Source organism: Halochromatium sp. (assembly GCF_054919635.1).
In genome coordinates this window covers 1-13995 of sequence record NZ_JBUDPI010000003.1, presented here as the reverse complement: position 1 = coordinate 13995, position 13995 = coordinate 1, and the positions used below count along the sequence as shown (strand labels likewise).

General features: G+C 63.7%; 15 protein-coding genes, 1 pseudogene and 1 riboswitch. Of the genes and pseudogenes, 12 read left to right on the top strand and 4 right to left on the bottom strand.

What is annotated here, in order from left to right; all coding sequences use genetic code 11:
* Positions 1-108: 108 nt before the first annotated feature.
* Entirely contained in the window at positions 109-363 is a 255-nt protein-coding gene (locus ACY693_RS00530) for a hypothetical protein (RefSeq protein WP_462319868.1), read from the bottom strand.
* On the opposite strand from ACY693_RS00530, the gene ACY693_RS00525 reads away from it, so the two are divergent.
* The 9 genes from ACY693_RS00525 to moaD all read left to right on the top strand — a co-directional run bounded on the left by ACY693_RS00525 (position 356) and on the right by moaD (position 8609).
* A complete protein-coding gene (locus tag ACY693_RS00525) occupies positions 356-898 on the top strand; it encodes a zinc ribbon-containing protein (protein WP_462319867.1) in 543 nt (180 codons plus the stop codon). The genes ACY693_RS00530 and ACY693_RS00525 overlap by 8 nt on opposite strands.
* 76 nt (positions 899-974) lie before the next feature.
* A riboswitch (glycine riboswitch) is annotated at positions 975-1065 on the top strand.
* A 219-nt stretch (positions 1066-1284) separates the two neighbouring features.
* Positions 1285-2379 carry a glycine cleavage system aminomethyltransferase GcvT gene (gene gcvT / locus ACY693_RS00520; protein ID WP_462319866.1) on the top strand — a complete coding sequence of 365 codons (1095 nt, stop codon included), beginning with the start codon at positions 1285-1287 and terminating at the stop codon, positions 2377-2379.
* Positions 2380-2539: 160 nt separating this feature from the next.
* Positions 2540-2932 carry a glycine cleavage system protein GcvH gene (gene gcvH / locus ACY693_RS00515; protein WP_462319865.1) on the top strand — a complete coding sequence of 131 codons (393 nt, stop codon included), beginning with the start codon at positions 2540-2542 and terminating at the stop codon, positions 2930-2932.
* A gap of 5 nt (positions 2933-2937) precedes the next feature.
* On the top strand, positions 2938-4311 hold the full coding sequence (gene gcvPA, locus ACY693_RS00510) for an aminomethyl-transferring glycine dehydrogenase subunit GcvPA (RefSeq protein WP_462319864.1): 1374 nt from the start codon (positions 2938-2940) through the stop codon (positions 4309-4311).
* 24 nt (positions 4312-4335) lie between these two features.
* Positions 4336-5799: an aminomethyl-transferring glycine dehydrogenase subunit GcvPB gene (gene gcvPB / locus ACY693_RS00505; RefSeq protein ID WP_462319863.1), complete on the top strand. Its 1464-nt coding sequence runs from the start codon at positions 4336-4338 to the stop codon at positions 5797-5799.
* 107 nt (positions 5800-5906) lie between these two features.
* A complete protein-coding gene (locus ACY693_RS00500) occupies positions 5907-6278 on the top strand; it encodes a diacylglycerol kinase (RefSeq protein WP_462319862.1) in 372 nt (123 codons plus the stop codon).
* 131 nt (positions 6279-6409) lie between these two features.
* A complete protein-coding gene (gene moaB / locus ACY693_RS00495; RefSeq protein WP_462319861.1) occupies positions 6410-6940 on the top strand; it encodes a molybdenum cofactor biosynthesis protein B in 531 nt (176 codons plus the stop codon).
* 128 nt (positions 6941-7068) lie between these two features.
* Entirely contained in the window at positions 7069-8343 is a 1275-nt protein-coding gene (locus tag ACY693_RS00490; protein ID WP_462319860.1) for a molybdopterin molybdotransferase MoeA, read from the top strand.
* A gap of 14 nt (positions 8344-8357) precedes the next feature.
* On the top strand, positions 8358-8609 hold the full coding sequence (moaD, locus tag ACY693_RS00485) for a molybdopterin converting factor subunit 1 (RefSeq protein ID WP_462319859.1): 252 nt from the start codon (positions 8358-8360) through the stop codon (positions 8607-8609).
* A gap of 65 nt (positions 8610-8674) precedes the next feature.
* On the opposite strand, the gene ACY693_RS00480 is transcribed toward moaD, so the two are convergent.
* The 3 genes from ACY693_RS00480 to ACY693_RS00470 form a co-directional block, all read right to left on the bottom strand.
* Positions 8675-8800, bottom strand: coding sequence for an NAD-dependent epimerase/dehydratase family protein (locus ACY693_RS00480; RefSeq protein WP_462319858.1), 126 nt, complete (start codon positions 8798-8800; stop codon positions 8675-8677).
* Between the two features lie 13 nt (positions 8801-8813).
* Positions 8814-9770 carry a UDP-glucuronic acid decarboxylase family protein gene (locus ACY693_RS00475; RefSeq protein ID WP_462319891.1) on the bottom strand — a complete coding sequence of 319 codons (957 nt, stop codon included), beginning with the start codon at positions 9768-9770 and terminating at the stop codon, positions 8814-8816.
* A 214-nt stretch (positions 9771-9984) separates the two neighbouring features.
* Positions 9985-11127 (bottom strand): hypothetical protein, encoded by a 1143-nt coding sequence (locus ACY693_RS00470; protein ID WP_462319857.1) that lies wholly within the window; start codon positions 11125-11127, stop codon positions 9985-9987.
* Positions 11128-11243: 116 nt separating this feature from the next.
* On the opposite strand from ACY693_RS00470, the gene ACY693_RS00465 reads away from it, so the two are divergent.
* From ACY693_RS00465 to tnpA, 3 genes and pseudogenes are all read left to right on the top strand, one after another.
* A complete protein-coding gene (locus tag ACY693_RS00465) occupies positions 11244-11921 on the top strand; it encodes a class I SAM-dependent methyltransferase (RefSeq protein WP_462319856.1) in 678 nt (225 codons plus the stop codon).
* Between the two features lie 269 nt (positions 11922-12190).
* Positions 12191-13111 (top strand): AAA family ATPase, encoded by a 921-nt coding sequence (locus ACY693_RS00460; RefSeq protein WP_462319855.1) that lies wholly within the window; start codon positions 12191-12193, stop codon positions 13109-13111.
* A gap of 208 nt (positions 13112-13319) precedes the next feature.
* Positions 13320-13748: pseudogene (gene tnpA / locus ACY693_RS00455) on the top strand (IS200/IS605 family transposase).
* The last annotated feature ends 247 nt before the right edge of the window (positions 13749-13995 follow it).

Here is a 13995-nt window from a genome sequence, read left to right as displayed (position 1 = left end):
GTGGTGATTCGGGTGCTGGATCAGGTGAGGCGCTATCGCTTTGCCGCGCCATCCTTGTCGATCGCGTCAGAATACCCTAAGCCTGATTCGGACTGCACTTGTGAACCGCTATTCGCTCATCAGAGACATCGGCACGAATCGCAGGATGATCGATGCGGCGATCCGGCTCCATCTTATGCCGACGTGGTCCATCAGTTGCCGCTGGGAGTAACAAGCACCATCAAGCAGCAGCAAGCAGACGCAGACTTGCGCTTTTGCGCCGATCGGCCAGACTTTAATCAGCAGTGGGTGTCGCGCGCTCAGCGGCGACAATCGTGCCCGCCAGTCGACCTGATAGAAGCGAGAGAAGGCAGCGATGAGCAAACAACAAGACCCCAAGACCGACGATCGGCTGGTCAATGCCTACGAGCAGATGCTCAAGCATGCGCGCGAGGCCGTCGATGAGGCCGAAGAGGCAACGCCGAAGCTGCGCGCGATGCTGGACAGTGCGCGCGACCACATGGTCGAGCTTGGCGAGCTCACGCGCGAGGAGGCACACAAGATCGCTGACTATATCGAGCGCGACATCGAAGACGCCGCGCACTACCTCGCCGAGACCGGCGACGATCTTCGTGCCTGGTGGCGCTTCGATCTCGAGCTCATCGAACAGCGCATGCTCGAGGCCTTCACGAGCGTCGCCGATCAGACCCGCCTGCAGCTTGAGCAGTGGTCGGAGCGCGCGCGCCAGGCCTCGCTCTATCAGGCCGGACAGATCACCGGACCTGGAACGCTCATCTGTGACAAGTGCGGCGCCGAGACCCGCTTCACCCGCGCGGGGCGCATCCCAGCCTGCTCAGAATGTGGTGGCCTGACCTTTCAGCGTGGCCCATCGGCGACTCAGCCAAAGACGGGGGTCTAGACCAAGAGGTTGTCTCGAATCTGGACTCCGAACTTGGAACTGAGCGTCAGCGCGGTTATATTTAAAACCTATTGGTCATCGTCCCGCGGGAGAGACCGGTCCTAGACCGGCGCCGAAGGCGCAACATCCGCCCGGAATCGCTCAGGCAAAAGGACCGCGGGATTCAATACCAACTCTGGAGAGCGGCCGCAGCAGCGGCCCACCGACGGGGCAGCGCTCGGCGTCAAGAAAGGCTTTGCATCATGCAACGTCATCTCGGCGCCCGACGCAAACTCTCAGGTTCAGGACAGAGGGGCGGCGTGCACAGTCTCGACTGTGGCGTCTGCTCGCCTGTCTTAAACCGCGCGCCGTGACTGCAGCACAGCGGCCGCCAACCGGAGTGCCGCATGGGTTCCAGAACACCCCTCTTCTCTGAGCATGAGCGTCTTGGCGCTCGCATCGTGCCCTTTGGCGGCTGGGACATGCCGTTGCACTATGGCTCTCAGCTCGATGAGCACCATGCCGTACGTCAGCAGGCTGGCGTCTTCGATGTCTCGCACATGCGTCCGGTCGACATCCAAGGCGCCGATGCGCTCGCGTTCTTGCAGCGTCTGCTGGCGAACGATGTGGCTAAGCTCAAACAGCCAGGCAAGGCGCTCTATAGCTGTATGCTCAATCCCGATGGTGGCGTTGTCGACGATCTGATCTGTTACTACCTGGGACCAAACCGCTATCGGGCCGTCGTCAATGCCGCCACTGCAGAGAAGGATTTGGCCTGGATGCATGACTGCATCGGAGGCGCTTCCGTCGGCATCAACAGCCGTGATGATCTGGCCATGCTCGCGGTCCAGGGTCCAGAGGCCCATGCGAAGACAGCCCCCCTGCTGCCACTCCCGCTACAAGAGCCTGCACTGGCGCTGAAACCCTTCTTTGCCACTGAGCAAGGTGACTGGCTGATCGGCCGCACCGGCTACACCGGCGAAGACGGCTTTGAGATCATGCTTCCAGCGGCCGAGGTCGTCGATCTCTGGCGGGCACTGATCGACGCCGGCGTGACGCCTTGCGGCCTCGGCGCACGCGACACGCTCCGACTCGAGGCCGGGATGAACCTCTATGGCCAGGATATGACAGAGGAGGTTGGGCCACTCGAGTCCGGACTCGGCTGGACCGTCGCCTTCGAGCCGCAGGAGCGCAATTTTATTGGTCGCGCGGCACTCGACGCGCAACGAGGGAGCGCGGAGGTGCGCCAGTTCGTTGGGCTCTTGTTGACCGGGCGCGGGGTGCTCAGGAGCCATCAATCCGTCTTGGTTGACGGCCAATCGGTCGGCGAAGTGACGTCCGGCGGCTTCTCGCCGACCCTGCAGCGCAGCATCGCGCTGGCGCGGGTCCGGCCTGGAATCGGCGAGCAGTGCGCGGTCGAGATCCGCGGAAAGGCAGTTCCCGCAAGGGTCGTCGAGCCACCCTTCGTGCGCCATGGTCAGCCACGTATCGAGCTCGATTGACGCACTGTTGGGTCAGCCGCCTGCGGCAATCGCACAGTAGCCGACACCCATCCTGAACCAACCGCGGCTCAACAGACAGCGTCCGTGCACCGACACTCAGCACGCCGCGTCTTCATGAGCCCTCTTTATCACAGCGACGCCAGCCTTCAGGAGTCTCTCCATGAGCAGCATCCCCTCTGAGCTGAAGTACACCGAATCCCACGAATGGGTCAAAGACAACGGCGACGGGACCGCCACCGTTGGCATCACCGACCACGCGCAGGAGGCCCTGGGCGACCTGGTCTTCGTCGAACTGCCTGAGATCGGCAAGCAGGTCGCAGTCAAGGACGCCTGCGCGGTGGTTGAATCGGTCAAGGCGGCGTCGGACATCTACAGCCCGCTCAGCGGCGAGGTCGTTGCCGCCAATGAGGGCCTCGACGGCGCCCCCGAAACCATCAACGAGGATGCCTACGGCGAGGGCTGGATCTTCCAGCTTAAGCTGTCGGACCCAAGCCAGCTCGACGACCTGATGGACGCCGGCGGCTACGAGCAGCTCCTAGCCGACGAGGGCTGAGCACCATGCCTTTCATCCCGCACACCGACGAGGACATCGCCGGCATGCTCGACGCCATCGGCGTCGACAGCATCGACGCGCTGTTCGACGAGATCCCCGCCGAGCTCCGGGCCAAGGGCCTGGACGGCATCCCCGCTGGCCTGAGCGAGATGGAGGTCACCCAGCTCCTGCAGGCACGGGCGCGCACCGATGGCGAGCCGACCTGCTTCATCGGCGCTGGCGCCTATGATCACCACATCCCCGCGGCCGTGTGGCAGATCACCACCCGCGGCGAGTTCTACAGCGCCTATACGCCCTATCAGGCCGAGGCCAGTCAGGGCACGCTGCAGGTGCTCTACGAATTCCAGTCGATGATGACGGCCTTGACCGGCCTCGATGTCTCCAACGCCTCGCTCTACGATGGCGCCTCGGCACTGGCCGAAGCGGTGCTGATGGCGGTGCGCTCCAATCGCAAGGTCAAGAACCCGCGTGTGCTGATGCCACGCACGGTGCATCCGTTCTATCGCCGCACCGTAGCCAGCATCGTGCAGCATCAGGGCATCGAGCTGGTCGAGGTGGACTTCGACACGCACAGCGGGCAGACCAAGGTCGCGCACTGCGAGGCCGTCGCTGATGAGCCTTTTGCCGCGCTGGTGGTGCCACAGCCGAATGTCTTCGGCGTCCTTGAAGATGTCGACGCCCTCACCGACTGGGCGCAAGCACGCGATGCGCTGGTGATCGGCGTGGTCAACCCGGTGGCCCTCGCCCTGCTCTCGCCACCCGGCGACTGGGGCCAGGCCGGTGCCGATATCGCCTGTGGCGAGGGACAACCGCTTGGCATGCCGCTCGCCTCAGGCGGGCCCTACCTCGGCTTTCTCTGCTGCAAGCAGGCCTTCATCCGCCAGCTGCCGGGACGCATCGCCGGTAAGACCGAAGACCTCGACGGCAAGATCGGCTACACCCTCACCCTGCAGGCTCGCGAGCAGCATATCCGCCGCTCCAAGGCGACCTCGAACATCTGCACCAATCAGGGGCTCCTGGTGACCGCCGCGACCATCCACATGGCCATCCTCGGTGCCGAAGGACTCGAGCGCGTCGCGGCTGCTTGTCACGCCAATACCGCCCGACTGACGCAGCAGTTATGCGAGGTGCCGGGCGTCGAGCCGATCTTTGACGCGCCCGTGTTCCACGAGAGCGCGCTGCGCCTGCCGGCGCCGACCGAGACGGTGCTGGCTGGACTTGCCGAGCAGGACATCCTCGGCGGCTTCGATCTCGGGCGCGAGTATCCGGAGCTAGGCTCCGCAGTGCTGGTCTGCGCGACCGAGCGACGCACTGACGCCGAGATCGCTGCCTATCGCGAGGCGCTCGCCAGTGTGCTTGCGATCGCCAAAGCCGCTTAATGAAATAGAGTGCAGAAACCCGCCATGCTCATCCACGAACACTCCCGCCCTGGCCGCCGCGCCACCGCGCAGGCGCCGCTTGCAACGGCCGATCATGCTGATCTGCCCCAGGCGTTGCGGCGCAAACAGCGCGCCGCCCTACCCGAGGTCTCCGAGCTGCAGGCGGTGCGCCACTACACCCGACTGTCGCAGCAGAACTTCTCGATCGACACCAACTTCTATCCGCTCGGCTCGTGCACGATGAAGTACAACCCGCGCGCCTGTAATAGCCTGGCCTCGCTGCCCGGTTTCCTCGCGCGCCACCCCGCTGCACCCGAGAGTCATAGCCAGGGCATCATGGCCTGCCTCCATGAGCTGCAGGACATGCTCAAGATCGTCACCGGCATGCACGCGGTCTCATTGGCGCCGGCGGCCGGTGCCCAAGGCGAGCTGGCCGGGGTGATGATGATCCGCGCCTACCATGATGCCCGCGGCGATCACGACCGGCGCGAGATGCTGGTCCCGGACGCCGCCCATGGCACCAATCCGGCCTCGGCGATCATGGCCGGCTTCAAGGTGCGGGAGGTGCCAACCGGCAGCAATGGCGATGTCGACATCGACGCGCTCCGTGAGGCCGTCGGCCCGCAGACCGCCGGCATCATGCTCACCAATCCGAGCACCGTGGGCGTCTTCGACCGCAACATCCAAGCCATCGCCAAGACCGTGCACGAGGCAGGCGGCCTCCTCTATTACGACGGCGCCAACCTGAACGCCATCCTCGGTAAGGTACGCCCGGGCGACATGGGCTTCGATGTCATCCACATGAACCTGCACAAGACCTTCTCGACGCCGCATGGCGGCGGCGGCCCGGGTGCCGGTCCGGTGGGAGTCTCGAAGCGGCTCGAGCCCTATCTGCCGATCCCGCTCGTTATCCGGGACGAAGACGACGGCTTTCATTGGCTCGACGAAGACGACCGCCCAGAGAGCATCGGCCGCATGACCGCCTTCGGCGGCAACATGGGCATCCTGCTGCGCGCCTACATCTATGCTCGCCTGCTCGGCGCCGAGGGCATGCGACGCGTCTCTGAGTTCGCGACCCTCAACGCCAATTATCTTCAGGCCCGTCTGCGCGATGCCGGCTTCCAGCTCGCCTATCCGGAGCGGCGCGCCAGCCATGAGTTCATCGTCACGCTCAGGAAAGAGGCGAAGGAGCTCGGCGTCAACGCCATGGACTTCGCCAAGCGCCTGCTCGACTACGGCTATCATGCGCCGACCACCTACTTCCCGTTGTTGGTGCCCGAATGCCTGCTGATCGAGCCGACCGAGACCGAGCCCAAGGAGGCGCTCGACGGCTTTGTCGAGGCCATGGCCAAGATCCGCACGGAAGCGCAGACCGACCCTGAGATGGTCAAACAAGCGCCCTACAATCTGCCGATGCGCCGGCTTGATGACGTGCGCGCCGCACGTCAGCTCGATGTGGCCTGGAAGCCTGACCAGCGCAGCGGCTGACGCGACCTGCTGCCCCATCGTCATGCTCATCGGGCCGACCTCTGGAAGCATGCAGTGCGATCAGGGCTTGCGGCCCTGAATCATCGCCTGGAGATCGAATCGCAACCATGGCCAATCACAACGTCAGCGGATGGCGGCGGATCATCTACGCCTTCGGCTACTCGATGAAGGGCTTCAAGGCCTGCTATGAGCTCGAGGAGGCCTTTCGCCAGGAGGTCTTCGTCCTAATCCTATTGATCCCGCTGGCGCTTTGGCTCGGCGAGTCGCCGGTTGAGCGGGCCATGCTGGTCGGTAGCCTGTTGCTGGTCCCGGTGGTCGAGCTACTCAATTCGGCCATCGAGGCCAATGTCGACCGGGTTGGCCTCGAGCGTAACGAGCTTTCAGCGCGCGCAAAGGACATCGCCTCGGCTGCGGTATTCATGAGCATCACCTTTGCAGCATCCATCTGGGGCTTACTGCTGATCCCGCGCTGGCTGTGAGCCTAGCTCGAACGCTCCTGCTGGTCCCAGCACCGGGCCGTCGAGCATGGCCGATCGCCTCCAGCGGCTTGCGGTCGAGGGCGAGACGAACCATATCTCACTCGGTAACTCTCTGACCTGGAACCGACAGCATGAGCCGAACGCCCGACGACGCCCCCTTTCTGCCACTGCCGATCGCCGTGGCCACGGTCTCCGACAGCCGTACTGCCGACACTGACACCTCAGGCAGCTATCTACGCGAGCAGCTGACCGCTGCCGGCCACCGGCTCGCCGACCAGGTCATCTGCAAGGACGATGTGTACCAGCTGCGCGCACTGTTCTCGCGCTGGATCGCCGACCCAGCGGTGCAGGTCGTCATCACCACCGGCGGTACTGGCATTACCGGTCGCGACAGCACCCCGGAGGCAGTCATCCCGCTGTTCGATAAGGCCATCGACGGCTTCGGCGAGCTGTTTCGCCAGATCTCGTTTGACGAGATCGGTGCCTCCACGGTGCAATCGCGGGCCGTCGCCGGCATCGCCAACGGCACGCTCATCTTCTGCCTGCCGGGCTCGACCGGCGCCTGTCGCACCGCCTGGGAGCAGATCCTGCAGCCGCAGTTGGACAGCCGCACCCGACCCTGCAATTTCGCCCAGCTCATCGCCCGCTTCAGCGAGCGCTGATCATCATGGCCAAGGTTAGGTCTAACAGCCGCGGGGCGCCAGCCACTGCCCAGTCAGAGGACACTGCGACCAGCTCGATCAACCAAGGCTCGCCTGCCTCCACCTCGGGCAGCTTGTCCGCCAATCGCTTGAACGACTGTGAGCCGAGCCGAGGCTCGTCGACGACGCCGCTGACCAAGCCGCTCAGTGTCGAGGAAGCCTCAGCCCAGCTGCTCGCGGCCGCCCGCACCATCGAGGGCAGCGAGCTGTTGCCAACCTCAGACTGTCTCGGACGCGTGCTGGCGGAGCCGGTCATCAGCGGCACCGACCTGCCGGGCTGGGACAACAGCGCGATGGATGGCTACGCACTGCGCGCTGCAGACCTACAAGCAAGCGATGGCTGGCTGCCAGTGAGCCAGCGCATCGCCGCTGGCCAATGCGGTACGCCGCTCACGCCTGGGACTGCCGCGCGCATCTTCACCGGCGCACCGGTGCCCGAGGGTGCCGACACCGTCGTCGTGCAGGAGGTCTGTGAGCAGGACGGTGATCGCGTGCGCGTCAACGCCGAGATCACCGCCGGCGCCAACATCCGTCACCGTGGCGAGGAGCTCGAAGCAGGCTCGCAGGTACTCGAGGCCGGAACCCGCCTCGCCCCCCAGCATCTCGGCCTTGCCGCTGGTGTCGGCGCCGAACAGTTGCGGGTCTATCGCCGCCTGCGGGTGGCCGTGCTCGCCAGCGGCGACGAGCTGGTGATGCCCGGTGAGCCCTTGGGGCCCGGCCAGATCTACAACTCGAACCGGTTCCTGTTTCGCGCTCTGCTGCAGGCACTCGGCTGCGAAGTAATCGACCTAGGCATCGTGAAAGACGAGCGCGAGGCCACCGTTGCCGCGCTCAGCACCGCCGCCGAGCAGGCCGACCTGGTCTTGGCCAGCGGCGGCGTTTCGGTTGGCGAGGAGGACCATGTGCGCCCGGCGGTCGAGCAGCTCGGCAGCCTCGACCTCTGGCGCGTCGCAATGAAGCCCGGTAAACCCGTTGCGTTCGGACACATCGGGCAGACGCCGTTCATTGGTAGCCCAGGCAACCCTGTGTCCTTATTCGTGACCTTCTGCCTGTTCGCCCGGCCATTCATCGAGCGCATGCAAGGCGTGCAGGATGCCAAACTCCCTATCCCGCTCTGGCTACCGTCGGGGTTTGCACTCAGCAAGCCCGTCAAGCGGCGCGACTATCAGCGTGCGCGTCTGGAGATCGATGCCGCCGGCCAGACTAGGGTACAGCGCTTCCACAGCAGCTCGTCGGCGGCGCTCAGCTCGCTGACCTGGGCGAACGGCCTGGTGGTCATCCCGCCGGATGCAACCATCGCCATCGCTGATCCGGTCGCCTTTCTGCCGTTCGCTGAGCTGGTGCCCGGCCACCAGAGTCTCTGAGGAAGACGCCAACGATGATCCAATTGCGCTACTTCGCCAGCCTGCGCGAGCGGCTCGGACTCGACGTCGAAGCCATTGAGCCGAGCGCAGGCACAACCGTCGCCGAGCTGAGGGCCTTCTTATGCACCCGTGGTGAACCTTGGGAGCAGGCACTCGCACAAGAGCAGCGCATCCTTGCGGCGGTCAATCAGGAGATGGCGCGCCCTGATAGCGCCGTCGCCGATGGCGATGAGGTCGCCTTCTTCCCGCCTGTTACCGGTGGCTGAGGTGGAGCCACCGCATCGCCAATCCCTCCTTTTCGCCGCATCGATACGGAGAGGCCTCTCGTCAATCACTGACAGAGCCTGGACCGGATGCGCTGCGAGCGATCACCGGCCTGCGCTACCGCCTTGCAGACTTGGCTGCCGATATGGCCGGCGCCGCCGGTCACGAGGATGTTCTTGCTGCGATTCGGCATCGGTCCTGCCCTGCTACAAGCGCCGTAACAGGTGCTCGAAGTAGGCGATGGTCGGCTTCAACCCCTCGTGTAGCGGCACCTGCGGCTCCCAATCGAGCGCCATGCGCGCCAGGTCGATGTTCGGCCGGCGCTGTTTGGGATCATCGGTCGGCAGCGGCTGATGAACCAACGGCGAGCTCGAGCCGGTGAGGTCACGAATCGTCTCGGCGAGCTCGATCATCGTGAATTCATTGGGATTGCCCAGATTCACCGGACCGGCGAGCGCCTCAGGACTATCCATTAGGCGCAGGAAGCCGTCGATCAGATCATCCACATAGCAGAAAGAGCGGGTCTGGTTGCCATCGCCAAAGAGGGTGATGGGCTGGTTGCGCAGCGCCTGCATGATGAAGTTGGAGACCACTCGACCATCATTGGGATGCATGCGCGGGCCATAGGTATTGAAGATGCGCGCAACCTTGACGCGCAGGCCATGCTGCCGACGGTAGTCGAAAAAGAGGGTCTCAGCGCAGCGCTTGCCTTCATCGTAGCAGGCACGGGGGCCGATCGGATTGACATGGCCGAAGTAGGTCTCCGGCTGTGGATGAACGGCAGGATCGCCGTAGACCTCGCTGGTCGATGCCTGAAAGATCTTGGCCTTCACCCGCTTGGCCAGACCGAGCATGTTGATGGCACCGTGCACACTGGTCTTGGTTGTCTGCACGGGGTCGAACTGGTAGTGGATCGGGGAAGCGGGACAGGCCAGATTGTAGATCTCGTCCACCTCCACGTAGAGCGGGAAGGTGACGTCATGACGCATCAGCTCGAAGTAAGGATTGTCGAAGAGTGGCGCGATGTTGTCCTTGGTGCCGGTGAAGAAGTTGTCGACGCAGAGTACGTCATGACCCGCCGCGAGCAGACGCTCGCACAAATGGCAACCGAGGAAGCCGGCGCCGCCAGTGACGAGGATGCGTTTGCGGAGGCTGTGTTTCATTGCTTCTGAGGCAGGGTTCATCGTCTTCTTCGAGGATCTCACCAGGGCGCAACAGGCATTGGAACGGTCGCTGTCCTCCCGCGCCACCGACCTCGATCCGACGGGTTTTCGGCTGTGTCAGGTCCCGGGTGATTCCTGTCGTCGCTAGGGGCAAGGGTCGCGGCCAGGCGACCGTGGTCAGCATCCGTTGCACGGCAGCGCTCACGACAGCCGGTCATCGCAGCAGCCCATGGTATGCCAATAAGCGGTCGATGGCTGCCTCCCAGCTTAGGCTCTCCTCGAGCGCATCCACCTCAGGCTGGTGGGTCAGGGCATGCCGGAGGCACGCTTGGAAGGTCTCGGGCGAGTCATACACCAACGCGTTCCTGAACGGATAGTAGAGCTCATTGCTGGCATGCCTAGGCAGGATTACGAATTTGCGCTGCACCAAGGCCTCCGCCGTCGTGGTGCAGAGCCCTTCGCTCCTCGACGGGTTCACGAAGATCTTGTAGCGGGCGATATCCAAGGCCGGCCGTGTCGAAAGTCCCTTGAACTGGAGGCGCACCCGGCGCTCGCGGGCATAGTCCGCAATGGCATCCCGGTCGCGTCCCAGACCAAAGACGTCGATCTCTCGCTGCCCTCCGGCCGCCAGCAGATCGATCAGATCGCGAAACCCCTTCTCCCAGATCAGCTTGCCCATGAAATAGAGCCCGGCCTCTACCCGTCCGGCCCAGGAGAAGAACTCGGGGTGGATGCCGCTGCTGAGGAATCGGCCAGCATCCGGCAAACCGGTGACGCTGTTGCCAAGGACGATGCAGCGATCGCAGAGACGTCGAATCAGCCAGCGGTCGTAGCGCTCTAGGAGCTCTGCCAGCCAGGGGACGTTGGGGAAGGCATGCGCGCAGTAGTAGCGATAGTTGGTCAGCACGATCCCGGTGATGCGTGGGGACAGGCCGCGATAGCGGCTCCAAGGGCGCGTCCAGTTCAGATGCTCGGGCTCCTCGAGGATGAGCCAGTCGCAGGGGCGAAGGCGCGACGGAAGCGCGCAGGCGGGCAGAATGGAGCCGAGCGATGGCCAATAGCGGGCGGGATAGAAGCGCAGATGCAGATCAGAGCACCCCGGGTCCGGCAGACTGGAGCGGATATGGGCCGCTTGCGCCTCCTCGGTATCAAAGACGCCCGCATCACCGAAGAGTTGGCGCTGCTGCCCGGGTACGATCCAGGGCAGATAGAGCTGGACGTCCAGCCCGCGACGGGCCAGATAGAAGGCCCGCATCAGCGCGAGAACGGCCGTGCCCGTTCGCCATGGGAGCGCGGCGGTCGCGACGATATCGACGGTCTGTAGCACGTTTCGGATAGCCCCCTCGACAGCCGGCACAGCATTAGTGCAGGATCGAAAAAGATTCCGCAAGACAGGCCAGCAGGACCCGCCCCCGATCGCAACGATCAACCGGTGGGACTGGGCCGCCCCAAACAGCACAGAGGTCTTGGCGAATGTTTCGAGCGCTGGTGGTCCGCGGAGATCGACGCAGACTCGATGGCATCGTGAACGCGATTGTGCCGATGCTTCCCGATGGCAAGGTCTCGCTCTTGGACGTGGGCTGCGGGCGCGGCGCACTCGCCGAACGCCTGCTGCGCGCCAAACCGGATCTGCACATCGAGGGCATCGATATCCAGCTACCGCCCAACTGCCGGATTCCGGCATCCGCCTACGATGGATGCGTCTTCCCCTTCCCGGACGACGCCTTCGACCTCGTGCTCTGTGCGGACATGCTGCACCATACCGAATCCCCCCAAGTGACGCTGCGCGAAGCGGCGCGCGTTGCCCGCGCCTGGGTCATCGTCAAGGACCATGTCGTCAACAATGGGTGGGAGCGCGCGATCATGACCGCTCTAGACTGGATCGGCAACGTGGGTACCGGCACACCCATGCCATTCAATTTCCTCTCGTCTCGGCAGTGGCAGAACGCCTTCAGCGTCACAGGACTCTCGGTGGAAGAACGGCGCGACGGACTCCGCTACTGGTTCTGGCCGGTGAGCGAGCTGATCGATCGCGATATGCATTTCGTCGTCAAATTGCGGCCTCCGCAACCATCGCCCCCAGCAATCCGGGCGTCCATCGGCGCCTCGGTCAATGAACCCAGCCCAGACGGATGGGAGCCGGCCCGATAGGCGGTCACCGAACGCTCGTCAGAGGTGGCTATACCGATACCGATTTCAGGACTTCGAGGGTGCCGAGCCAGCACCGGCCGGCCCGCGGATCGCGTCCCAGAGGCTGATGATCCGCGCACGGTAGTTTGGATCGCGTGCCGCAAGCTCCGCGTGCAAGCGCGGGAGGTTGTGATACGGAACGATCGGATACAGGTGATGTGCGGTAGCGCCCGGGCACGCGCGTTGCCGACATCGCCGGCGCCGAGCAGGCCAAGCAGCGCCTGCGCGATGTGGTCGGCTGGCTGCGCGATCCAACCCCGCTCAAGACCTTCGGCATCCGCCCGCCGCGTGGCATCCTGCTCACCGGCCCGCCCGGCACCGGCAAGACCACCCTGGCCCGCGCCCTGGCCGGCGAGGCCGATGTGCCCTTTCTCTCCATCGCCGGCACCGAGATCCTCAGCAAATGGGTCGGCGAGTCGGAGCGGCAACTGCGCGAGCTGTTCGAGCGCGCCCGCCGCTATGCCCCCGCGCTGCTGTTCATCGACGAGATCGACAGCATCGGGGCAAGCCGCTCGGGCGCTGCGCAACGCGCGGCGCACGCCGGCCCCATCAATGAGCTGCTCACCCAGCTCGATGGCTTCGACGACACCGACCGCCCCATCTTCGTGCTCGCCGCCACCAATCGCCCCGACGTGCTCGACCCGGCGCTGACCCGCCCCGAGCGCTTCGACCTGGACACCAGCGTCACCATCATCGTCGCCCCGGAAGAAAACGGCGAATTCCTCAAAGTCTTCGCACCCAAGATCTACGCCTACAAGGACGGCCCCCATGCGCTGGCTGTTTACCAGCTGTGCCTGATGATCAACTGGCGCACCAAGATGCTCCAGCTGGAGTACGACGCCAGCGACGGCGAAATCCGCGCCATGATCGAATTCCCGCTGGAAGACGCCAAGCTCACCAGCAGACAACTCCATCGGGCGATTCGCGGCCTGCTTGAGATCATCGAAACCTTCGCCCCAGCCTTCGAGGCCGCAATCAACGAAGGCCGCATCGAGCTCCCCGAGCCGCCGGACCAAGCCGTCGCCGACCAACTACGCGCCCTGCTCGAGGCAGTCGGCCGCGGCGGCGTGGATGCCGAAACCTTGCAGGCGATTGTGGAGGAGGCGAAGCGGCGCGGTGGCGGTGGCGGGGCTGGGCCGGATCGGTTGTAAGATCGCAAATATCGCCGCATTCGGAACATACAGGCGAAGAATATGCGCTGCGGCCTGATAAGGTCACGTGTTCTAGCCGCGAAATCCAGCCAGGGTGAGATAAATTTCCATACACACGGTTTAAACCCCCGCCTTTCAGGCGGGCAAATTTCATCTCAAGCCCTCTGGCTGGTAGGTTGGCTGGGAGTCAACTGCAGAGGGATTAATGATGGATTATCGTTATGGCAGTCACACTGTTCACAAGATTGAGTACCATTTTGTTGGGGTGACGAAATATCGCTACTAGGTGCTCCGTTGACACGTTGCGCATCGTGTCCGCGAGCTTCTTCGTCAAACATGCGAGGCGTTTTAGATTCGGATCTTAAAAGGTGTGGTGAGTCAGGATCATGTCTATATTTTGGTCTCAGCGCCACCGGAATTAGCGCCTAGCGAAATCATGCGTCGGATCAAGGGCAGGTCATCGAGCAAGTTGTTTGAGGAATTTCCGACATTGAAGAAGCGTTATTGGGGCCGTCACTTTTGGGCGCGCGGATACTTTTGTGCCACGGTTGGAGAGATGACCGAGGAGATGATTAAGGTGTATCTTGAGCACCATTTTGCGCCGAAGCCACCACCGGATTTTCGGGTTGAGCCCTAACGACGCGTCGTTCAGTCGACGCGTATCCGGACTTTCAGTCCATTATTTTAACCCACCGGCTTTCAGCTGGTGGCTGTTAAGTGGGACTCTTTGTGTAAAGGTGCTCGGTGCCCATGGGGACATACCATTAACTATAAGTCCGGTGGCTACGCTTTACGGTGTTGTGCGATTGCTTGTTCCAGCGTGACTCTCCCCAGTGCTGGTGCATGAACTCGGGTATCGTAACCCTCTGATTGGGAGAGACTTC